A 23,123-nucleotide genomic window follows, 5' to 3' on the forward strand; every position below is an offset into this window, starting at 1 on the left:
CGTGTCATCTATAGTCAATGCGGTCAGTGCCGCATCGAATTACTTCTCGTACGCTCCCCGCATCGCTTCGAGCGCCGCGTGGTTCGTCACGTCACGGTGCAGCGGCGTCACGCTGACGCAGCATTGCTCAATCGCGTCGAAATCCGTCCCCGGCTCGACGATATGGCTCGGCGCGTTCCCGCCGATCCAGTAGTACAAGCGCCCGCGCGGGTCTTCGCGCCGGACGATCTCGTCCTCGTAATGCCGCCGGCCCATGCGCGTTACGCGCACGCCGCGCAGTTGGTCGACCGGCACATCCGGCACGTTTACGTTCAGCATCGTGTCCGGCGGCAAGCCGGTCGCCAACACCTTCTCGGCTATCTGGCGCGCGATGGCACCGGACGTTTCCATGTGCATCGGTTCGTACGCCACGTCGGAGACCGCGACCGCGTGGATGCCCAGCAGCATTCCTTCGTACGCGCCGGCGACCGTGCCCGAGTAGGTTACGTCATCGCCCAGGTTCGCACCGGGGTTCACGCCGGAGACGACGATGTCCGGCCGCGCCTCGAGCAGGTCGCGAACTGCCAGCATCACGCAGTCCGTCGGCGTGCCGTCCACCATGAACCAGCGCGGTTTGAACGGCGTTACGCGGAGCGGCCGGTGAAGCGATACCCCGTGACCGACCGCGCTCTGCTGCCGGTCCGGCGCATACACCCAAACGTCGCCCAACGGCTCCAGCGCTTCCGCGAGGATCGCCAAACCGGGCGCTTGTATTCCATCGTCATTGGTGACAAGGATTTGCGGTTTCGCCATGAGTTACCGAAACGGGGGAGCTCGTTGGGGCTTCTGGCAGTCAAAAGCCCCCTGCCACGCGCAGAGTCAGAAAACGGTATCACAGCCGGGGGAAATGTATCAAATGCACATACGCGGAAATCGGGTTTCCGATGGCCAACGGATCGGATAGATACCCTTTCGTCAAATCGAGCGTGTTCGCGCAATCGCAGTGTCAAAACGCCAAGCGCAACGTTTTCGACACCCGATTGCCGTTGACACCAGCTCACCGGCAGCAATACGCTACCCGTGGTGGACGGGAGGGGACATGCGCGACGTTTCCGGGAAAGTCGCGCTGGTGACGGGCGCGGGCAGCGGCATTGGCCGCGAGACGGCTTTGGCACTGGCACGTGAAGGCGCACGGCTGATCGTCTGCGACATCAACGCGGATTCGCTCGACCCCGTCCGGCGCGAGATCGATGCGCTCTCGAAATGTTTGCTGGCCGAGCGCGTGGATGTGTCGTCGATTGACGAGATGCGCGCGTTCGCGGACAAGGTCCACGCCCTTGTGCCCGCAGTGGACATCCTCGTGAACAACGCCGGCGTGGGGCTCGTCGGCACGATCCTCTCGACCTCGTACGAGGATTGGCAGTGGATTGTCGGCATCAATCTATGGGGTGTGATCCATGGCTGCCACCTCTTCACGCCAAAGATGGCCGCGCGCGGTTCGGGCGGGCACATTGTCAACGTATCGAGCATGCTCGGCTTCAATCCGACCCCCGATATTGTGGGCTACTCGACCGCAAAATTCGGGGTGTTCGGATTGTCGATGTGCATGCGAAGCGACCTCCGGGATCACAACATTGGTGTCTCCGTGATTTGCCCCGGCATCATCAAAACCAACATTACGAAAGCGGCACGCATCACCGGCCACGACGATGCCGACCGCCTGCGCAGCAAAGTTATGGCTTTCTACAACAGGCGCAATTATGGGCCCGAAAAGGTTGCGCGCGCGATCGTGAAGGCGATCAAACGGAATACTGCCATCGTGCCCGTTTCGCCCGAGTCGTGGCTCGGCTATTGGCTGAACCGCATCTGGCCGGCCGGCAACCGCGCGGTCTGGCGCTGGACGACCAAGATGATCGAGAAGTAGGGGAAATCGCGATGTCGAATTCGGTCGATCGATCGGACCGGCACTGCGTCATCGGCGCCGGGTTCACCGGGCTTGCCGTCGCTGCGGCGCTTAAACGCCGCGGGATTGCGTACGACCAACTCGAAGCGGACGACAGGCTTGGCGGGAATTGGTACCATGGCGTATACGAGACCGTCCATATCATCTCGTCGCGCAGGACCACGCAATACGGCGACTTTCCCATGCCAACCGATTGGCCTGACTTCCCCAGCGCGGCGCAAATGCTCGCTTATCTTAACGCTTACGCAGACCGTTTCGGTCTGCGCGACACGATAGAATTCAACACCGAAGTCACGTGGATCGCGCCAGCCGACAACGACACGTGGGAGGTGACGCTCGCGTCCGGCGAAGCGCGCATCTACGGCGGCGTGGTCATCTGCAATGGTCATCACTGGGACTGCCGGTATCCGGAGTATGCCGGCGAATTCACCGGCGAGGCGATTCACTCGAAGCAATACAAGTCACCGGCGATCCTAAAGGGCAAGCGCGTACTTGTAGTCGGCGGCGGGAATTCCGGATGCGACATCGCCGTGGAAACGGCGCGGTTCGGCGAGGACTCGCACATCAGCATGCGGTGCGGCATATGGATTATGCCGCAAACGATCGCCGGCATACCGTCGATCGAATTTCTGCGCCCCTGGATGCGCGGATGGATGCAGGGGGTTGTCATGAGGACCCTTCTGCGCATCTTCGTCGGCAAAATGTCTCGCTACGGTTTGCAGGAGCCGGACTATCCGGTGTTTTCGCGTCACCCGACTATCAACTCTCAGTTGTTGTACTACCTGAAGCATGGCCGCATCACGCCACACCCGGACGTGAAGCGCCTGGACGGCAAGACCGTCGAATTTGTCGACGGAACGAAGATCGAGGTGGACCTGCTCGTCTACGCGACGGGATTTCACGTGAGCATTCCGTTCCTCGCGCCGGAAGTCGTGACGTGGAAAGACGGATACCCGGACCTCGTCAACGGCATCTTTCCGCAGCGGCATAAGAACCTATATGTCGTGGGGATCGGCCAACCGCGCTATGGCGCCGGGCCCTTGCTCACGCTGGGCGCCGAGGCGCTCGTGGAGAGCATTCTTATCCAACCCAAGCTCAAACGCCCCATTGGCCAAGTCATGCTCAAGCTCGGTCGTAAACCGCTTGACAACTATCTTATGGACCCGCACGAGGTCATGCGCAATGCGAGAAAGATGGCGCGAAACGCCCGGCGTTTGCCGCTGTTCGAACGACTATTGTTCCGCGGCGCAACGGACTCACAGCCGCCACCCGGCACGGCGGCGAGCGCCGCACCGCGCGGGCTCTGACGCTATTTGTCCTGCATGTGGCGAGAAGTAAATATGCGGGCGTTGATGGCCAGGAAGATGAGAATCGTCGCAGCAATCAAGACGTGCGACATCGTCCAGCCCAGGCGGGAGTCCATGTTCGTTGGCGAGTCAAAGATTAGGCCGTACGCGAAGTACGGGGAAAACATCCCGACCCAATTGTCGACATCGTACAGGCGCAGTCCCTCGCCCACGACGATCACCAGTATCGCAATCCCGCCGAGCATGAATGCGCCCAGTACGTAAGACATTACCAGTGCGGACGACATGCGCCGCGCCACGAGCGAGCAAAATGCGGTCACGATCCACGTCACCGCAAGACACTCTACGAACATGATAAACGCAAGCGCGACATGTTCCCCGACAGACAACGTATTCCAGCCGCCTGGGACCAATGCGGAGACCAATGCAAACAAGAATAGCGGTATGGAGCCAACCGCAGCGCCCGCCAGCAGCAGCGCCGCGACGCGCAACGACGCCATGAGCTTTCCCGACAGCAATTCGAGCGGGCGCATGAGCGTCATGCGCAACGCATCTAAGTTTTGACGCTCGTGCTCTTTCGTGAACATGTTCGCTGTCAGCGCCGCCATGAGCAGTGGCAGAAGCATCCCTTCGAGGAATTGCCAACCGACGAGCGCGGCCTCTGCATCGTTTTTGCCTTCGACGACGCGGACCAGCACGATTAGACTGGTCGCGCTAAACGCCAGCCCAAGCGGGGTCCAGAACTGCAGCACGCCCATCCATCCGCGCAGAGGATACTCGTACCACCGCTCGCGCAGAAAGAGCGGATTGAGATTTATCCCAAATCGCCGGGCAGGCAGGTAGCCCCGCGCCCTCTCCTGTGGGGAGGTCCGTTCCCCGGGCGCGGTGTCGACGGACATACCCCAATTGCGGTAGACCGCCGCATGCGCGACAACGAGCAGCACGAAGGCAACAAAAACGTTGAAGAAGCTGCAAACAACAACACTACTCGTCGCCGAACTCTTGCCCGGTCCACCGCCCATTGCCACGACAAACGAGATGATCGGCATGGTGTACATGCCGACGCCGTCGAAGAAGTCATCGGCAATCGAAACGCCCAGCAGTTCAAGCACGATAAGGAACAACAGCACCGGCAGGCCAAGTATGAAGAGCATCGCGAGATAACTAACGCCGACGGCCGCCATGGATTTCTTCAATTTGGCTGAGCAAAGCACGCCCGCGGCCGCGCATACCAAGGCGGTGGTGGAAACGATAAGCAGCGTGCGCCAGAGCACCTCGGTGTTCATGCCCACCAGGAAGAACGCGCACGCGGCGAACGGCGCGAGCGCCACGACCAGCAACAGGTAGTGGCCGGCCGAGTTGACGAGCTTCGCGAGCAGCACGTGCCACGGGCGCGCCGTTGTCATCGCGAGCAGTTCGAACGTTTCCTCTTCGCGCTCGGACACGATGCTGCTTCCCGCGAGCGCGGGCACGGTCACCGCCGCGCCCAGTCCCAGCGTCACGCCAAGCAGGATGAACAAGCTCTCCGACGCGCTGCGCATCTGCCACGGCATGGGCCGGTCCGGCGGCCACATCGTGAACACGACAATCGCGGCTGCCGCGACCGCGACCAGCACGGCATAGAAATAGCGCGCCTGGCGCAGACTGGAAATCAGTTCGCGGCGAATCAGCGCCGCAATGGGCAGAAAGTCTGAAATGATGCGCGTCACGCCGAGAATTGTGGCACCGGCGTCGCGCGCGGTCGCAGCATCGGGCCGAATTCGTCGGTGAGTTTCTTCAATTCCTGTCTAAGCCAGACGACGTCAGGATGCGTGGCAGACACGCGCTCGGCCCGCCGCGCCTCCTCTTCGCATTTCTCGATGATTGCGGGTACAAGCGAACCGCCGCGGAAATCGCGGTAGCGAATGGAATTGTCAATCAGCAGTGACACGAGCAGCAGATAAATCTTCGCCTTGTTTACGTGGCAAATGATTTCGAAATACTCGGCGTCAAACCGCGGCACGGGGCTGACTTTGCCCTGGCGCTCAAACAGGGACAGCGCGGTTTCGAGTTCGCCCTGCGCGATGCCCAGCCAGTTGTTCTTCTTGTCGTAGAGATAGCACGTGCCAAGGTAAAAATGCGCCCCCGCATCGTCCGGCTTCTCCAGCAGGCGCGACTTGAACGCCTGTGCCGCCGCAGAATAATTGCCTTCCAAGTACAGGCGCTCGCCTTCCTCGAACAGACCGGGTTTCTCGGGCGGGGGCGAACACGCCGCGCACGCGGCGCACAGCACAATGCCTGCCGCCCGCCACATCGTTAATTCCCGGTGTTCCACCGCGGTTGCAGGCGGAAGAAACCGGTACGTGCGCCGACCCGCGCAAATACCGTGAACTCGGCCGGCTTGGCTTCCGCGACTTTCTCGACCGCCGCCTTGAAGTCCTCGATCGATTTCACCGGGTGACCGCCAAAGTTCATGATGATCACGCCCGGCATCATCTCGCCGAGTTGGGCCCACGACCCGGACTTTACGCGCCGCACGATTACGCCTTCCACGTCCGTGCCCAGGTTCAGCACGACGCGCAGGTCCTGCGTGATCTCGCGCACCGTTAACCCGAAGATGGTGTCCTCGAACTCGCCGGCGTCGCGCGCGGACTTCGGCCGCTCGACGAGCGTCACCGTCGCCTCGACCGGCTGACCGCCGCGCAGGAGTTTGACGGGCACTTGCGTGCCCGCCCCCGCGTCGCGCACGAGTTTCGTGAAGTTGGCGACTTCGCGGTCGAGCTTGAACGTCACGGGGATGTTGTTGAAGTTCACGATCACGTCGCCCGGCTGCAATCCGGCCGCGCTTGCCGGCGAGTCCGGCATGACCGTGCTGATGACAATTCCGCCGTTGGTCGGCAGTTTCCAGTACTCCGCGAGATCGTCCGTCAACGGCTGCGAAAACACGCCCAGAAAGGCGCCGTCGCTTCCATTCTTTGCGGCGCTTTCGCCCGGCGGGTTCGCGATGTACTTCGCGAATAGTTCCGATTGATAGACCAGGGGGTGCCCGCTGCGCACGTACAGATCGCCGCCTTCCTGCGTCGACAGGTCGAACCCGACGACGCCCACGATGCGCCCGGCAAGGTCCATCACCGGCGAACCCACGTAGCCGAACAGCAGCCGCTCGTCAAGGCAGAGAGTCTTGCGCGGTTTTTCCAGCACGGACCCAATCCGGCGCACGACGATGGCCCGGTTGAAGTCCAGCGTGTCGCCCATCAGGCCGATTAGCGCCACGGGATCGCCCAGGTTCAGCGGGCCAGGCGTAAAATCGACGTGCGGAAACGACACATCCTGATCGTTGACGATCTCGATCAGGCAGATGTTCACGTCGTCCGGCTTGGTCAGCAGTTTGCCGTCGTAATCCTTCTCGTTATCGCCTTGCCCCACGGAAATCTTGATGCTGAACGGTTCCGAGTTTTCTATTTGCATGTGGCCGTGCGCCATCACGAGGCCCTTCGGGCTTACGATGAGGCCCAGCGCGCGCGTGTTGCGTTTGCTGATCTCGCCCGTGTTCGGGTTCGTCACGTTCGACGAATAGTTCACGATGCACACCGCCGGCGACACCTTGTCGTAGAACGATTGCAGTTGCTTCGCAGTGAATTCCTGGGCAATCGCGGGCGCCGCGGCGCACAGCGCCAGAACGGCGGCGGACAATCGACTACTCATTTCCATTCTCTCCGTTGGCGGGCTGTTCGGTCGTGGCCGGCCCGGGCTCGCCCTGTTTCACAATCACAAATCGCGTCAGCGCGCCGCGCTTCACCTGAAGCAGCACGAGCTTCGTCTTTGACGCGATCCGCTCTTTCACGTTTGCAGCGAACGCGTCGAGGTTTTCGATGTCGGCGCCGTCGAATTTCAGCGCGATGTCGCCCTGCTGCAATCCCGCGTTCCCCGCGACAGAACCGACCTGGACGCCCGAAATCAGGACGCCTCTACTCGACGAGAGTTGCGCTCTCCGCACGATGGCCGGCGTAAGTTGTGACGCGGTGAAGCCCCACTCGGCGAACTCGATTTCTTTACCGCGCAGGTCGCTCAGCGCCTGCGTGGTGACCGCAATGTCCTTTTGTTCGTCGCCGCGCTGGACCTTGACCGCCACCTGCGTATCGATGGGCAAATCGGCGATGAGCTTTCGAACCGCAGGCAAGTCCTCCTCGAACCGGGCGTTGGTTGGCGCACCATCGACCGACAGCATCACATCTCCCGGGGTGAGCCCCGCTTCCGCGCCGGATGAAAGCGGATCGACGTCCGCAATGACGACGCCCTGCTGTTTCGGGTCGTCCGTCTTGCTCATCGTTTCCTGGAAGGTCACGCCGATGTCCGACCGCGTCACCTGCCCGTTAGCGATGATTTGGTCCATTACCTGTTTTGCGATGTCGATGGGAATGGCGAAGCCTACGTTGTCCGCGCCGCCGAGCCGCCGCGCGTTCACACCGACGACTTGTCCCTTGAGATTGACCAGCGGACCTCCGCTGTTTCCGGGGTTAATCGCCGCGTCGGTCTGAATCCAATTGTTATACGGGGCGATCGATTCGTCGCGCCCGCCGAGGTAACGGTCCGTTACGCTGATGATGCCCATTGACACCGAGCGCGCGAGGCCCTGCGGGCTTCCGAGTGCAAGCACGGTCTGCCCGGCCTCGAGGTTCTTCGAAGTGGCGAGAGCGACTTTCGCGAAATCTTTTCGGTCGCTCTTCAGCTTCAACACGGCAACGTCCGTGTATTTGTCCACTCCGATGACGTCCGCGTCAAACTCTTCCTTGTTATACAAGACGCACCGCACCAGTGTACTTTCGCCCGCGACGTGTTCGTTTGTGACGACGTAGCCGTCGTTCGACACGATGAACCCGCTGCCGATGACGGTGACTTCCTCGCGCTTGCCCTGCGAGAACACTTCCTTTACAGGGCGAATATGGACGAGCGCGGGGGCAACTTTGTTTTTCGCGCGGATTACCGCGCCGTCCGACGACGCGCCCACCGTCGCGCACCCCGCGAAAACGACGCATGAAATGGCGACAACTGCAATTCGTTTCAAGCCCGATCTCCTTGCGATATAGTCCGTGCAGCCGACACGCGCATTATATTCGGTACGAACACTGGAAAGGAACTCGTCACGGCGGACTGTCGCCGGCGCGTTTGGCCGGTGGCTGTCTCCGCCCGCCGGGCAATCGCTACCGGAGCGCCTTCTCCGATTGCGGATCGAAGTAGTGCGCTTTGTCCATCGCCACATCGAGCACGTAGGCGCTGTCGACGGCGGGTTCGCGCTCCGTGTTCACCCGCGCGGTAAGAATTTGTTTGCCCGCGGCCAGATACAGGTAGATTTCCGAACCCATCGGCTCGACCACATCCACCTTCGTCGTAATGCTCTTTCCTTCGTGCGCCGACTGAGCGGCGTTCTCGCCAAAGTGCTCCGGCCGAATTCCCACGATCACCCGTTTGCCAACATACGAATCGAGGGCGGCCCGGTGCGCCGCGTCGACGTGCAGCCGAATTTCCCCCGAATCGTCGCGGAACTGGAGCGTGCCGTTTTCCGCGGCGATGTTCCCTTCGATTAAATTCATCGGCGGGCTGCCGATGAAGCCCGCTACGAATTTGTTGACGGGCCGGTTGTACAGTTCGAGGGGGCTTGCGATTTGTTGCACGACCCCGCCGAGCATCACCACGATCCGGTCGCCCATCGTCATCGCCTCGACCTGATCGTGCGTGACGTAAATCATCGTCGATTGCAGGCGATTGTGCAGCTTATTGATCTCCGCGCGCATCTGCACGCGCAGCTTCGCGTCGAGGTTCGACAGCGGTTCGTCGAACAGGAATACCTTGGGGTGCCGCACGATCGCACGTCCAACCGCCACGCGCTGGCGCTCGCCGCCGGACAAGGCCTTCGGCTTGCGGTCGAGCAGGTGTTCGATGCTCAAAATGCGCGCCGCCTCGCGCACGCGCTCTTCGATCGCGGATTTCGCGTAGTGCCGCAGCATCAGCCCAAACGCCATGTTCTTGTACACCGTCATGTGCGGATACAGTGCGTAGTTCTGGAACACCATCGCGATGTCGCGGTCCTTCGGCGCGACGTCGTTCACGATCTTGCCGTCGATGTGAATCTCGCCGGAGGAGATGTCCTCGAGCCCCGCGATCATGCGCAGCGTCGTCGATTTACCGCACCCGGACGGCCCCACCAGCACGACGAATTCCTTGTCCTCGATGACAAACGTCGCGTCCTTCACGGCATGGACGCCGCCCTGGTACGTTTTGCAGACGTTCTTCAGTTCTACGCGCGCCATGGGGTGGATGGTCCTTCCGGCAAGCCGGTGGAATGAGTATGAATACCTGGAAGCATGGAATGGTACGGAACGCTGCCAAGGCAGTCAACCCGCAGTTCGCGCGCGGAACTTAGCTCACCTTGTCCAGCTTTTTCTCGTGCTTGTCGAGCTTCTCCTGCACGCCTTCGAGCTTGGGATCGAGGCGGCGGGCCCGGCGCCATTCGGCGACGGCGCGGCGTTTATCGCCCTTCAGCAGATACGCGTCGCCAAGGTGATCGCGAAGGATGGCGTCGTCGTGGTCCATCGCGACAATGGCGCGGCGGATGTATTCGATGGCCTTGTCGGCGTCGCCGCGGCGGTAGTAGACCCAGCCGAGGCTGTCGAGGTAGTAGCCGCTGTTGGGCGTTATCTCGAGCGCGCGTTTGAGGAGTTTTTCGGCTTCGTCAAGACGCGTGTCCTTCTCTGCGTACAAGTACGCGAGGTTATTCATCGCCTCGGCATCTTCCGGATTAAGTTCGAGGCAACGCCGCAGGTGACGCTCCGCGTCGCGAAACCGGTCCAACTCGTCGTACACCGTAGACAGGTACAGGTGCGGATACTTTTCGTCCGGGTGGGCTTCGGAGACTTTCGCGAGAATCTCTTCCGCTTCGGCGTACCGCTCGAGCGCCATGAGTGCGCGGGCCAGGACGATGTCCACGCGCATGGAGGCGACCCCCTCCGAGCGCAGGGCCTGCATTTCCGAGATGATGTATTCGCCCGCGTCCTTTTCTCCGAAGAAAAACAACAGCGTCCCGAGCAGGCCGCTGCATTCCTCGTCGATATCGCCTTCGACTTCGTCAAGCGTGTCGAGCAGGGGCCGATACGGGTCGCCGGCATGCTTGCGTGCGACCGCCTTGAACAGCGTGCTGAGAATGGGAGTACCCTCCGGCGCGGTGAGGTCGGCGGCGGTGCGCGCCTGACCCGCGCGGAGAAGCGCGTAGACGTATTCGAGGTTTAGGCCGGCATCTTGCTTGCGCGCTTCTTCGAACTTGGCCAGTTCGGCGACGGCCTCCGTGTAATTGCCGGTGCGGCACAACGCGCCGGCGAGCAATTCGCCGGCTCGCGCGCTTTCCGGTGTAGCGGCAAGGTAGGCGCGCAGGTTGGCCACCGCGGCCTCGTCGGCATCCAATTGAAGGCACGCCAGACCAAGTTGAAGGCGTATCTCGTTCATCTCGGGCTTAAGTTGCAGCGCCCGCTCGAATGCCTTGCGCGCGCCGTCGCCGTCATTGATACGGCTCAGATGCATGCCGAGGGCCGCCTGCCATTCGGCCTTATCGGGCGTAAGTTCTACGAGTTTCTCGAGGACCTGAATCGAGGTGACCCAATCCATCGAGCGATCGCCGGCGTCGATCAGCCAGCCAAACTCTTCCTCGTTCTGCGGATTCAGCGCGAGCGCGCGTTCGAACGCTTCCGAAGCGGCCTCCTGATTCCCGAGTTCCTGCTGGATCGTTCCCATGACAATCCACAGGCGCACGTTGTCGTCGTCGGCCTTCAGCAGGCGGTCGCAGGTCTTCTGTGCCTTTGCGTACTCGTTCGAATCGATATAGGTGCGCAGCAGCCGCCAGTTCAGCTCGTACGATTCGGGCATGAGATCGGCGGCCTTTTGGTACTCGTCAATGGCTGCTTCCGCTTTACCCTGGCGTTCGAGAATTACGCCCGCCAGAAAATGTGTGTACGCGTCGGCCTCGCCTTCCGAGGCGGGCCGCTGCACGTCGACGCCGGCCCCCGTGACACAACCGGTGAGTACCGTAATCGCAACGAGCAGTGCGCCCATGGTGAGTCGTCCTCTATGACGCGTGGCAGCGGTGGAGAATAGCATTCGTACTGTATCGTCTCGGCCGGCTTGGTGACCGGTGGTTTGGCCATGCATGTGGGGAGGGAAGTACTCCGCCGTCGCACGTATAGTGACTAAAACAGGGGGGCGGTGTCTAGTTGGACGGAAAACGGCGCGAAACTGCGGCGATGGATCGGGCTTGGGCCGAGACGGCGGATCGCGTCGAGATGCTCCGCCGTGCCGTAGCCTTTATGTTTGGCGAAGCCGTAGCCGGGGAACTGCTCCTCGAACGCCAGCATGAGGCGATCGCGTGTGACCTTCGCAATGATGCTTGCGGCGGCGATGGACTGCGAGCGGCGGTCGCCTTTGACGATACGCAAATGCGGCACAGCGCACCCGGGAATCTTGAATCCGTCAACAAGCAGATAGTCGGGCAACGGTGATATCTGCAACACGGCGTCGGTCATGGCGCCGTAGTTGGCTTGTTGGATGCCGCGCTCGTCGATTTGCTCCGACGAAATGATTGCGCAACCGATTGTGTGCGCGCCTTCGGTAAGCTGCGCATAGAGCGCTACGCGCTGCGGTTCGGTCAAAAGCTTCGAGTCGTTTAGGCCTTCAACGGGGTGCGCGAGCACCACAGCCGCCGCGACGATCGGCCCCGCGAGCGGCCCGCGCCCCGCCTCGTCCACACCGGCGATTCGTGCAAACCCGAGCGCCGTCATCTCGCGCTCGAATTGCCACAATGCGTTTACGTCGATTTGGGATCGGACCCGCGCCGCTGACTTCATGGCTTCCCCCCGCGCAACTGTTGTCGTAATTCTACACCAATCCGTTTCCAATTACTCGCAATTTTCTATCCCATGTTGCACACTGTGCGCTCGCCGGCAATTCATTGGAGGAGAAATCGCAGATGCGCGCGCAATCGTTGGCATTCTTGAAAAAGTTGTTATCCACACCGAGCCCCTCCGGCCATGAGGAAAAAATACAGGAGGTGTGCAAGGCGTATGCGAAGCCGTTCGCCGACAAAATCTATAAGGACGTTCACGGCAACCAGTACCACGTTGTGAACCCAAGAGGGAAACTTCGCGTGATGCTTGCCGGGCACGTCGACGAAATTGCGTTGATGATTCATCATATCGACGACAAAGGGTTCCTCGGCTTCCAGGCGATCGGTGGGATCGATCCGTCCGTCCTCGACGGGCAGCGTGTCCACGTGCACAGCGAAAAGAAGAGCATTTCGGGCGTGATAGGCCGGCGCGCGATTCACCTCACCGACGCAGAGGACCGCGGCAAGCCGATGAAACTGCACGATCTCTGGATCGATATTGGCGCGCGGGACAAGAAGGAAGCGAAGAAGCACGTGGATATCGGGGATACCGCTACGATTGACGCGGGATACCTCGAACTGATGAATGGGCGAATCGCCGCGCGCGCGTTGGACGATCGCATCGGCGCGTTCATTTGTCTGGAAGCGGTACGTCTCTTGCACGGCCGGAAAATCGATTGCGCGGTGTATTGCGTGACTACCGTACAGGAGGAGATCGGATTGCGCGGCGCGACAACGAGCAGCTACGGATGCGAGCCGGACGTGGGCATCGCGGTGGACGTGGGCCACGCAACGGACCACCCCAATTGCGACAACAAGCGGTACGGCGCCTTCAAGCTCGATGAAGGCCCAATCATCACGCGGGGACCGAACATTAACCCCGTCGTGTGGCGCGGGCTAATTGACGTAGCGAAGAAGAAAAAGATTCCGTATCAAGTTGAAGGCGCCCCGCGGGGCACCGGCACGGACGCGAATGCGATGCAGCTCAGCCGCGGTGGCGTGGCGACGGGCCTGATCCACGTACCGAACCGATACATGCATTCGCCCGTGGAAATGGTGTCTCTGAAAGACGCCGAGCATTGCGCGCAGTTGCTGGCGGAATGGATCGCATCGCTGAAACCGGGGATGAACTTTATCCCTTGATGTGGCTGAAGGGCACCAATAAACCAGAGGGAACCAAACGATCGGCGTGGGCGGGGCGGATGCGATTAGATTCTATAGCGGAAGCTGGCGCGGAGAGCTTGCCGTATTGCGGGAGGGGGCGTTCGGGCCCCCTCCCACGTCTAGAGCAATTCAAGTTTGAGCACGAGCACGCGGTGCAGCCGACCTTGAAACGCTCTAAGGTCGACACATCGAGCGCAGACGGGAGCGTGCGCTACTTAATGAACAGCATCTCCTGGTACGTCGGCAGGGGCCAGAGGTCGTCGGCAACAAGGCCTTCGAGTTCGTCGACGATGGCGCGCATGGCCTGCATCGCGGGGACGATAGTGTCGCGGCAGTAGTCACAGGCGTCGTGCGCTTCGCCGGGCACACCGGCTTTCACCTCGGCCAACTTCTTGATCGCAGCCTGCAGATCGGCGATCAACTTCGTGATGTACTTCAGCGTGTCGGCGTCCGTCTCGATGCCAACGGCCTTCAGGTTTGCGAGGCTGATCGCCAGTTCGCCCTGGTAACGAATCGCCGCGGGGAAGATGATTGTCTTCGCGATCTCGAGCATCAGGTTCGCTTCGACCTTGATCGTCTTTACGTACTGCTCGGCATAGACTTCGTAACGGCTCTCCGTTTCCCGGCGCGACAGCACCTTGTATTTTTCGAACAATGCGATCACCTCGTCTGACTTGATCACCGGCAGCGCATCGGGCGTGGTCTTCATGTTGGGCAGGCCGCGCTTGCCCGCTTCCTTGTGCCACGCATCGGAATAGCCATCGCCGTTGAAGACGACCGCCTTGCACTCCGCATAGACCGTTTTCACGAGTTCTTCGACGGTCTTGCCAAGCTTCGCCTGTGTGCTCGTGTCCGCGCTCTCGAGGAAGCCGGCGCAGTAATCGAGCGATTCGGCCATGATTGTGTTGAGGGCAACCAGCGGACCCGCGATGGATTGGCTCGACCCGACCGCGCGAAACTCGAACCGGTTGCCAGTGAACGCCATCGGGCTGGTGCGGTTGCGGTCGCCGGAGTGACGTGGAATCGGCGGTAAGACGTCGACGCCGACGTGCAACACGTCCTTCTTCGACTTAACCGGCTTGCCTTCGGCGATCGATTCGACAATCTCGGTCAACTCGGCGCCGAGAAACACGGAGATAATCGCCGGCGGCGTTTCGTTCGCGCCGAGCCGGTGATCGTTCGATGCGGTGGCCACGACGGACCGCAGCAATTTCGACCACTTGTACGTTGCGCGGATCATCGCCATGCAGAAAACGAGGAACTGCGCGTTTTCCGCGGGCGTATCGCCGGGGTCGAACAGATTTCCCGCGATAGACGACCCCATCGAGTAATTAAGATGCTTTCCGGAGCCATTGACGCCGACGAACGGTTTCTCGTGCAGCAGGCACACCATGCCGTATTTCTCGGCAACGCGCTTGAGCGTGACCATGATGAGTTGCTGGTGATCGGTCGCGAGGTTTGCGAACTCGAATACCGGCGCGAGTTCGTATTGCGCGGGCGCTACCTCGTTATGGCGCGTCTTCACGGGAATGCCGAGCTTGAAGCACTCGCGCTCGACTTCGAACATGCACGCGAGCACACGCTCGGGGATCGCGCCGAAGTAGTGGTCCTCGAACTCCTGTCCCTTGGGCGGCGCTGCGCCAAAGAGCGTGCGGCCCGCGTTGATCAAGTCCGGACGCGCATAGAAAAAGTTCTTGTCAATCAGGAAGTACTCCTGCTCGGGGCCGGCTGTCGACGATACGAACGCGCCACTGGTGCCAAACAGTTTCAGAACGCGCTGCGCCTGCGTGTTCAACGCCTGCATGGAACGCAGCACCGGCGTCTTCTTGTCGAGCGCTTCGCCTGTCCACGACACGAATGCCGTCGGGATGCACAACGTGGTGCCGTTGGGATTCTCGAGAATATACGCAGGGCTGGTCACGTCCCAGATGGTGTAGCCGCGCGCCTCGAACGTCTGCCGAATACCGCCCGACGGAAACGACGATCCGTCCGGCTCGCCTTGGATCAACGTCTTCCCTTCGAACTCCGCGATGGTGCCGCCGAGCCCGTCCGGGTTGAAGAAGGAGTCGTGCTTCTCGGCGGTGAGGCCCGTCAACGGATAGAAAACGTGCGCGTAGTGCGTTGCGCCTTTTTCCAATGCCCACGATTTCATTTCCGTAGCTACGGCGTCCGCCGTGCTCGCATCGAGTTTCGAGCCGGATTCGATCGTCGCCTTCAACGACTTGTAGACCGCCTTCGGCAGGCGGCGCTGCATCACCGCGAGGCTGAATACGTTCTCGCCAAATAATGTACTCGTCGGCGACTCGGCAAACGGCACGGTGCTGCCGAGCGCGGCTTTATTGATCACTTCCGAGATCGCGGACCGTCTTGCTGGATTTCCACTCATGTCATTCCCACCATCTTTTGGTTTGCCCGGCAACCGTGTGCCGTGGGTTCAGCGGCGAATTGCCGCGCAGTTTCCATTCGATCACCATACCTTCGGGTCCGCACGCCGGTGCCCAACCCTTTTCAGAAAACCTACGTCAATGTAATTTCACTCCTTTCCGGCTACCAAAATGGGCCGAACCCAATCATCCCCGCGACGCACAATTCCATCCCGCCGACCGCCCTTGGCCGCTGCACTCACACCATCGAAATGCCTGCCGCCATGCGGCTTCCGCGCCTGGTACGCTCGCTTCAATCAATCACTCCAAACCAATCGCGAGCGCCGCCGTGCACCCAAACTCGGGTAGCAGAGCAAGTGACATGCCGAATTTCTCGGTGCCGCGGCGGCCAGATGAACTTGTTGGCAGGCGGTGGTATAGTTGCCGTGGCCGTGCGAGGCTGGCGCGGCAATGACCCTGGAGCTACAAGGTGGAGGTAGCGCGAATGGTTCGGGCAATTCTAGTGCTATGCGCGGCGGCAATCGGCGCGTCCGGCGCGTCTGCGAAAGTCGAGATCGGCGCGACGGTCGGGAAGTTCGAGTTCAAGGACATCCGGTATGTGACGCGAACATTGACGGACCTCGGCGAAGCGAAAGCGTATGTACTCGTGTTTTCGTCAACAACGTGTCCGGTCGCGCAGCGTTACATCCCGAAGATAAACGAACTTGCGCGCGCATATTCGGATCAGGGTGTGAGGTTCGCGATCGTCAATGCGAGTCCCGGCGATACGATTCAGCAAATGGCGTATCACGCGCTGGAATACAAGATCGATGTGCCGGTGGTGAAGGACCTCGATGGCGGCGTCGTGGAAGCGATCGGCGCGACGCGCACGCCCGAGGCTGCGTTGATCAGCGCGAACGGAACGTTGTTGTACCGCGGCCGCATCGACGATCAGTACCGCGTGTCGGGCCAGCAGCCAAACCTTCTGCATGACGATTTGAAGGCCGCGCTCGACGCCACACTCGCGGGCAAGCCCATCGAGGCGGCGGAGACCCCGGTCGAAGGATGCGAGATCACGTTCCCCGCGACGCCAAAACCTGCGGGGCCGGTGACGTTCGCGAAGGACGTCGCGCCGATACTCCAAAAGAATTGCATGCCGTGCCACCATGAAGGCGAGGCGACCCCCTTCGCGCTGTCAACATACGAGCAGGCCTCCGCGAAAGCGGACATGATCGCGCAGGTCGTCGATGAGGGCCGCATGCCGCCGTGGTACGCGCACCCGGATTTTGGCACATGGGCGAATGCGCGCACATTGACCGCTTCAGACAGACGCACCATCGTGCAGTGGATCGAGGGCGGCAAACAAACCGGCGACCTCGCCGCAATACCGGCGCCACCGGACTTCCCGACCTCAAAGTGGATCATCGGCGAACCCGACCTGCTGCTCACCGAAGAGGACACGTACGAACTGCCCGCCTCGGGCGTTATCGACTACGTCTACGTGACGCTTCCGTATCAGTTCCCCGAAGACACGTGGGTGCAGCGTATCCAAGTGCAACCGAGCAACCCGAAGGTAGTTCATCATGCAAACGCGTTGTATACCGTACCTCCGGCGGGCTACCAGGACGACAAAAGCTTCCTGACGGGCCGCGTGCCCGGCGGTTCCCCGGCGATCGTCGACAATGGCGTCGCGTTTCTGATTCCAAAAGGCGCCGTGATCACGGTCCAAGTGCACTACGTGACCACGGGCAAGCCGGAGACGAACCGGATCTCGGTGGGTTTCCAGTACGCAAAAGAGACGGTGTGTAAGCAACTCCGGCACAAACTGCTGAGCGCGCGCGGGTTTACGATTCCGCCGGGCCACCCGGCGGCGCCGGTGTCAAAATCCACGGCATTCGAAGAAAACTCGACCGTACTCGGCCTGTTCATTCACATGCACCTGCGCGGTAAGAACTCGACGTTTACCGCGCAGTTCCCGGACGGCAAACTGGAAACGCTGCTTGTGGTCCCGAACTACAGCTTCGACTGGCAATTGGCCTATGTCTATCCGCATGACAGCTTGAAGAAGCTGCCCGCGGGTACAACGCTCGAATGCGCGTCGCAGTTCGACAACAGCGCGTTCAATCCTTTCAATCCCGATCCGACAAAGGCGATCGAGCACGGCCCGCAGACATTTGACGAGATGATGGACGGATACGTGTTCTACACACTGGACAACGAGAACCTGAATATCCAGGTGGACCCGAAGACGGGACAGGAAATTGTCAAGACCGCGGACGCTCGGTAGTGCTTCTCATTTTGGATTCTGAATTTTGGGTTTTGGATTGAAAGAGGGGGCATGCGCCGTCGCGCACGCCCTCGAGCCGTGGCCCGTGCCGATGCGGACGCTGGATGTGTCGTTCGCGAAGCCCGCGGAAAACTTGGCGTACGACGAACTGCTGTTGAATGACGCCGAGGAGGGGCGCGGCACGGACACGCTGCGCATTTGGGAGAGCCCGGTCCCATTTGTCGTGCTTGGCGTGTCGCAGGTGCTGCGCGAGCACGTGCGCGTGGATGCATGCGAACGGGACGGGGTGCGCATCCTGCGCAGGACCTCCGCGGGCGGGTGCGTGTTGCAGGGACCGGGCTGTTTGAACTTCACGCTCGTGCTGTCGCACGAACGCTTTCCCCAGATCGCGACAATTCGCGGATCGTATTGTTTCGTTCTCGGCCGCCTCGCGGCGGCATTGCGCGCGCGCGGCGTGAACGCGTCGCACAAGGGCATATCCGATCTTGCAGTCGGCGGCAAGAAAATCTCGGGCAATGCGCAGCGGCGGCGCAAACTGTTTATCCTCCACCACGGCACGCTGCTCTATGCGATGGACCCCGAACTCATGGAACGTTACCTGACCGAACCGTCCGATCGTCCCCAGTACCGCGGCAACCGCACGCACCGCGGATTCGTGAAATGCCTGCCACTGGATGTGAACGATGCTCGCGCGGTATTTGCGGAGGCATTCGGAGGCGCGCGACCGCAAACTCGCGCCGGCAAGGACGAAATCGAGCAGGTCCGCGAACTTGTCAATGACAGGTTCTCATCGCCGTCATGGGTCAACCGTCGGTAATCGGGCGCGGCCAGCCGGTCGAACTATTCCAACGTGGCCACCAATTCGTGTACTGTGACCGTCTATGCACAATGATTCTTCGATCCGTCGGTATGTCAGCGCCGGGGGAACGGCGGTGTACAAGTTGCCTGTCGAGGCTTTTCCCAACCACGTCACAAACTGTTATCTGGTCCTCACCGATCCCATCACGTTGATCGACGCCGCGTCCGGACAGGAGTCCTCGAACTCGTCGTTGCTCGGTTGTTTCGAGCGGATGCGCAACGAATTTGGCGAAAACGTTGCGTTGAAGGACGTTAAGCGCCTCATCCTCACGCACGGCCACATCGACCATTTCGGCGGGTTGCACTTCGTTGTCGAGGAAAGCGGCGCCGCGATCGGAATTCACGAACTCGACATGAGCGTCATTCGCCACTTCAACGAGCGGCTCGTCGTCACGGCGAAGAACCTGCACATTTTTCTCGAGCGTGCCGGGGTCGGACCCGAGCGCGTAAACAAACTGCTCGAGATGAACAAGTGGTCCAAGGACCTGTTCCGTGCGCGCCCGGTCGATTTCACGTTCGATGAAGGTCCACTTTCCGGTTCGCCGTTCGAGTTGTTCCATGCCCCTGGCCATTGCCCCGGCCAGGTGTGCATCCGCCTCGACGACATCCTGTTTACCGCCGACCACGTGCTCTCGCACATCACGCCCAACCAGTCGCCCGAATTCATCACGCGCTACACGGGCCTTGGCCACTACATGAGCGCGCTCAAGAAAGTGCGTGCACTACCCGGAATTCGCGTCGCGCTCGGCGGACACGAGGACGCGATAGACAACTTTCCGGCGCGCGTGGATGCTTCCATTGCGTTTCATGAAGCGCGGCTCGAGAGGACGCTCGGTCTCTGCAATGAACCACGCACCGTTGCGGAGGTATCGCGCGATCTTTTCGGCGAGCGGAAGGGATATCACGTGCTGCTCGCTTTCCTCGAAACCGGCGCGCACATGGAGTATCTGTACGAGCGCGGGCACCTCGCGGTCGTGAACGTCGAAGAAGTCGATCGGCAATACAATCCCGTGCTGCAATACCAGCGACAGTAGCCTGGGCCCGATTTCTCACGCATGAGTTTTCTGAATCAACTTGTCGAATTGCTTGGGCGCCTCGGTTTCAACACGACGCGCCTGAAGTGGAAACTGTTTCAACTCGAAAAGCGGTCACAGCAGAAGGCGTTCGGCGTCCGCCTGCCCGCCTCGCTCCAGTGGCTGACGTATCCCCACAAACGCTGCCGCCACTGCAACGGGCTCGTCGACCGCGACGAACGCACCTGTCCGCATTGCGGCAAACGCGCGCCGACCATGCTTGGCTACAGGGTGACACGTCTCATCGGCGTTGCCGCGCCACAAGGCACGCCGGTCATGCTCGGCGCGTTCATGCTCATGATCATTGCGGTCTACGTGCTGGAAATCGGCATGCAGGGGATGTCCGCCATAATCAACCCATCCAACTATACGTACGCCGTGTTCGGCGCGTGGACTACGGGACTGCGGGGGGAACTTTGGCGGTATCTGGCATTCGGCCTGGGTCACATTGGAATCTTCCACATCGCGTTCAACTTGTTCGCGCTCACGCAGGTCGGCCCGCCCATCGAAGATCGCATCGGCCCGTGGCGCATGCTCGTGCTCATCACCGTGACGCAAATCGCCGCGGCCATTGCGTCGTATCTCTACTACTTCTCGTACCTCCAAACGACGACTGCCACTGCCGGCGCCTCCGGCTGGCTCTTCGGACTTATCGGATATGGCATCGCCTATTTCGGCAATCAGGCCGGCTATGTGCGCGACTACCGCGACCAGCTTGTGAAGTGGGCGGTGTACTCGCTGGTCTTCGGCTTTGTCATGGGAGCGAACAACGCAGCTCACGTCGGCGGCATGATCGCGGGGTTCGCGATGGGGAAAATTCCCGAGCCGCGCCGCCACGTTGCAGGCTACGTCAATGCCGCGTGGAAAACGGCCGCTGCCGTCTGCGCCGCGCTTTGGATTCTCACACTAGCAACGCTCGGCCACTCGATCGTCACCGGCTGGTCGCCCGGCGGAAAACCGCCGTCCCAGATCGAAGCGGAGCACGGCGAATTCGAGTTCAATCGATCCGAAAGCGACGTTTTCCGCGACACGTCCCTGTAACGCAAACGGGACAAACCAATTACGCCAAGCCCAATATCGCTCCGCGGAATTCAATCCAGAATCCAAAATCGAGAATCCAAAATTGACTCCCCCAATATGCATCCCCCCGCGAAATGATGGTATACTTTTAGCAAGGTAGACGGTGATGCTTTGCCAAAAATGCCATAAGAGTCTCGCCACAATGCGCTACGCGGAAGTCGTGGGCGGCAAAGTGTCCGAGCTGCAGCTTTGCGCCGATTGCATGAATCGGATGCAGGAGGAAACCACCTCCGGCTTTGAACTCTCCGGACCGTCCGGCGGCCGCGGCAAGCATCGTATGGCGGCCGCGGCAGCGCCGGAACCGAAGGTGCCGAACCGCGTGTGCCGCGTGTGCGGCGCCGATTTGAAGGACGCAATTCAGTCGGGCCGCGTCGGGTGCGGCGCGTGTTACGACGCGCTGGGCGATTCGCTCGAACCGCTGTTGCGCGGGTTCCACGTCGGCCTGAGGCACCGCGGCAAAGAGCCGCACGTAACGGACGAGCGAAAACTCAAGCGCACAGAACTGCACAGCCTGCGCGCGCTCCTTCGCAGTACGTTGAAGTCCGAGAACTATGAAGAAGCTGCGAAGTTGCGCGACCAGATTCGCGACCTCGAAACCACCATCAACGAGAAACCTGTCGTCCGGGCCGGCGCTGCCGAGAACCGCACATGTTGAAGACCGCGCTTGCCAAACCGGGCGCGTGGCTAGCCAAATCCGGTCCTGATCAGGACGTCGTGCTCAACACGCGTGGCACGTTGGTGCGAAACCTTGCGGACTTGCCGTTTCCGATTCGGTGCTCCGAGGACGAGAAGCGCACGGTACAGGACCGCGTGCTGCAAGCGCTCGATGGCGCGGGGCTTCTCGCCAGCGGTTCGTACATGGAGCTTACGGAGTTGCACGTGCGCGAAGTGCGCATGCTGGTCGAGCGTAAGCTCATCTCGAAACATCTCATCGAAAGCCGCGGCCCGCGCGGCGTATACATCGCCAACGATCAGAGTGTCAGCATCATGATCAACGAGCGCGACCATATTCGCATCACCGCGGTCGCGCGCGGCCTGCAGCCGCAGGAAGTGTGGAGCACCTTGTCGAGCATCGACGACGCGCTGCACATGCCGCTTGATTACGCCTATCACGAGAAACACGGGTTTCTCACGTCTGCGCTGTACGAAGTGGGAACGGGGCTGAAATTGCGGGCGATGTTGCACCTGCACGCGCTCGCGTCGAACGGGCGCGTATCCGAGGTCATCGACAGCGCGCACGTCGATCACCACGATTTCGAGGGCGAATTCGGCCCCGTCGCCAGCGCGCCCGGCGATTTGTTTTCGTTGACGAACCGCAGCACACTCGGCAGTTCCGAGGGCGAAATCGATTTTCACCTTCGCGCGTTTACGGGAAAGCTCATGCAGCAGGAGCGCGACGCCCGTGCAGCGATGGGCAGCGGGAACGGCCATGCGCTCGCCGATCGTGTCGGCCGCGCGCTGGGCGTGGCGCGCGGCGCCCGCGTACTCGAATGGGAGGAGGCGCTGACGCTGCTGTCGCACCTGCGCCTCGGTGTCGCCACCGGCCAGCTCGAGTCGGTTTCATATGAAACGGTCGACGAGTTGCAGATTATCGCGCAACCCGCCCACCTCGAATGCCGCCTCGGCGCCGCCAGCGACGATATCACGATCAACGCCGCCCGCGCCGATCTCTTCCGCGACCGCTTCGCATGACAAGTTTGTCTATGGTTCTTACCTGATCTAGCGGTTCAATCTATTTGCTCTTGATCGCGCTTCCGGCGCCTCCAGAAGATGATCTCAAATTTCAGATTTGAAATCTCAAAGAAACGAGGACAAACGGAGTGAGGAGCCAGGAGTTGGGGAGGCAATTGATCCAGACGAGACGGGCCGGGAGGAGAAGTACCGCCGTGTCTTGACGAGCGCAAAGATGCAGGTTCCTCAAGATGCCGCGATACGCCTGCCACGCGCAATTTCAGCTGAAATGATCCACTCCGTTCGTTCTTTACCGTTGTGCCTTGAACCTTTGTTGTATCGCTTTATAACGCTTGATCGAATCGACCATCTCCTGGGCGGCCCCCGTTTTGTAGACCAAGTGAAATGTTAGGGAACCGGGGTTGGTTGATTGCATGTTAGCCGATTCCTGGTGCGTGTGCTACTGTAGGTTC

The 23,123-nt window shown here is 60.8% G+C and carries 18 protein-coding genes; 9 read left to right on the plus strand and 9 right to left on the minus strand.

What is annotated here, in order from left to right; translation table 11 throughout:
• Positions 1 to 39 precede the first annotated feature (39 nt).
• On the minus strand, positions 40 to 792 hold the full coding sequence (gene surE, locus HUU46_20165) for a 5'/3'-nucleotidase SurE (GenBank protein NUM55962.1): 753 nt from the start codon (positions 790 to 792) through the stop codon (positions 40 to 42).
• 286 nt (positions 793 to 1,078) lie between these two features.
• Here surE and HUU46_20170 point away from each other — a divergent pair, with 286 nt between their 5' ends.
• Both HUU46_20170 and HUU46_20175 read left to right on the plus strand, forming a co-directional pair.
• Positions 1,079 to 1,903, plus strand: a complete 825-nt coding sequence (locus tag HUU46_20170) for an SDR family NAD(P)-dependent oxidoreductase (GenBank protein ID NUM55963.1) — start codon at positions 1,079 to 1,081, stop codon at positions 1,901 to 1,903.
• Between the two features lie 11 nt (positions 1,904 to 1,914).
• The gene (locus tag HUU46_20175) at positions 1,915 to 3,249 is read left to right on the plus strand and encodes an NAD(P)-binding domain-containing protein (GenBank protein NUM55964.1); all 1,335 of its coding nucleotides are present in this window, start codon (positions 1,915 to 1,917) and stop codon (positions 3,247 to 3,249) included.
• 2 nt (positions 3,250 to 3,251) lie between these two features.
• Here HUU46_20175 and HUU46_20180 read toward each other — a convergent pair whose 3' ends face one another.
• The 7 genes from HUU46_20180 to HUU46_20210 all read right to left on the minus strand — a co-directional run bounded on the left by HUU46_20180 (position 3,252) and on the right by HUU46_20210 (position 12,116).
• Entirely contained in the window at positions 3,252 to 4,958 is a 1,707-nt protein-coding gene (locus tag HUU46_20180; GenBank protein ID NUM55965.1) for an ABC transporter permease, read from the minus strand.
• Positions 4,955 to 5,542: a hypothetical protein gene (locus HUU46_20185; protein NUM55966.1), complete on the minus strand. Its 588-nt coding sequence runs from the start codon at positions 5,540 to 5,542 to the stop codon at positions 4,955 to 4,957. The genes HUU46_20180 and HUU46_20185 overlap by 4 nt, the downstream gene beginning before the upstream one ends.
• 2 nt (positions 5,543 to 5,544) lie before the next feature.
• The gene (locus HUU46_20190; protein NUM55967.1) at positions 5,545 to 6,933 is read right to left on the minus strand and encodes a PDZ domain-containing protein; all 1,389 of its coding nucleotides are present in this window, start codon (positions 6,931 to 6,933) and stop codon (positions 5,545 to 5,547) included.
• Entirely contained in the window at positions 6,926 to 8,293 is a 1,368-nt protein-coding gene (locus HUU46_20195; protein ID NUM55968.1) for a trypsin-like peptidase domain-containing protein, read from the minus strand. The genes HUU46_20190 and HUU46_20195 overlap by 8 nt, the downstream gene beginning before the upstream one ends.
• Before the next feature lie 136 nt (positions 8,294 to 8,429).
• Complete coding sequence (ugpC, locus tag HUU46_20200) at positions 8,430 to 9,536, minus strand: sn-glycerol-3-phosphate ABC transporter ATP-binding protein UgpC (GenBank protein NUM55969.1); 1,107 nt, start codon at positions 9,534 to 9,536, stop codon at positions 8,430 to 8,432.
• Positions 9,537 to 9,645: 109 nt separating this feature from the next.
• Positions 9,646 to 11,328 (minus strand): tetratricopeptide repeat protein, encoded by a 1,683-nt coding sequence (locus tag HUU46_20205; protein NUM55970.1) that lies wholly within the window; start codon positions 11,326 to 11,328, stop codon positions 9,646 to 9,648.
• A gap of 134 nt (positions 11,329 to 11,462) precedes the next feature.
• Positions 11,463 to 12,116 carry a ribonuclease HII gene (locus tag HUU46_20210; GenBank protein ID NUM55971.1) on the minus strand — a complete coding sequence of 218 codons (654 nt, stop codon included), beginning with the start codon at positions 12,114 to 12,116 and terminating at the stop codon, positions 11,463 to 11,465.
• A gap of 122 nt (positions 12,117 to 12,238) precedes the next feature.
• Between HUU46_20210 and HUU46_20215 the strand changes: the two genes are divergently transcribed.
• Positions 12,239 to 13,297, plus strand: coding sequence for a M42 family metallopeptidase (locus tag HUU46_20215; GenBank protein ID NUM55972.1), 1,059 nt, complete (start codon positions 12,239 to 12,241; stop codon positions 13,295 to 13,297).
• Between the two features lie 232 nt (positions 13,298 to 13,529).
• Here HUU46_20215 and HUU46_20220 read toward each other — a convergent pair whose 3' ends face one another.
• A complete protein-coding gene (locus tag HUU46_20220) occupies positions 13,530 to 15,704 on the minus strand; it encodes a glutamine synthetase III (protein ID NUM55973.1) in 2,175 nt (724 codons plus the stop codon).
• 482 nt (positions 15,705 to 16,186) lie between these two features.
• On the opposite strand from HUU46_20220, the gene HUU46_20225 reads away from it, so the two are divergent.
• The 6 genes from HUU46_20225 to HUU46_20250 all read left to right on the plus strand — a co-directional run bounded on the left by HUU46_20225 (position 16,187) and on the right by HUU46_20250 (position 22,671).
• A complete protein-coding gene (locus HUU46_20225) occupies positions 16,187 to 17,968 on the plus strand; it encodes a redoxin domain-containing protein (GenBank protein ID NUM55974.1) in 1,782 nt (593 codons plus the stop codon).
• Positions 17,969 to 17,993: 25 nt separating this feature from the next.
• Complete coding sequence (locus HUU46_20230) at positions 17,994 to 18,785, plus strand: lipoate--protein ligase family protein (protein ID NUM55975.1); 792 nt, start codon at positions 17,994 to 17,996, stop codon at positions 18,783 to 18,785.
• Between the two features lie 115 nt (positions 18,786 to 18,900).
• Positions 18,901 to 19,860: an MBL fold metallo-hydrolase gene (locus HUU46_20235; protein NUM55976.1), complete on the plus strand. Its 960-nt coding sequence runs from the start codon at positions 18,901 to 18,903 to the stop codon at positions 19,858 to 19,860.
• Positions 19,861 to 19,881: 21 nt separating this feature from the next.
• Positions 19,882 to 20,940: a rhomboid family intramembrane serine protease gene (locus HUU46_20240; GenBank protein NUM55977.1), complete on the plus strand. Its 1,059-nt coding sequence runs from the start codon at positions 19,882 to 19,884 to the stop codon at positions 20,938 to 20,940.
• A 181-nt stretch (positions 20,941 to 21,121) separates the two neighbouring features.
• Complete coding sequence (locus tag HUU46_20245) at positions 21,122 to 21,634, plus strand: UvrB/UvrC motif-containing protein (protein NUM55978.1); 513 nt, start codon at positions 21,122 to 21,124, stop codon at positions 21,632 to 21,634.
• Positions 21,628 to 22,671: a hypothetical protein gene (locus HUU46_20250; GenBank protein NUM55979.1), complete on the plus strand. Its 1,044-nt coding sequence runs from the start codon at positions 21,628 to 21,630 to the stop codon at positions 22,669 to 22,671. Before HUU46_20245 ends, HUU46_20250 begins: the two co-directional genes overlap by 7 nt.
• Positions 22,672 to 23,123 lie beyond the last annotated feature (452 nt).

The organism is Candidatus Hydrogenedentota bacterium (genome assembly GCA_013359265.1).
Taxonomy (GTDB): Bacteria; Hydrogenedentota; Hydrogenedentia; order Hydrogenedentales; family SLHB01; genus JABWCD01.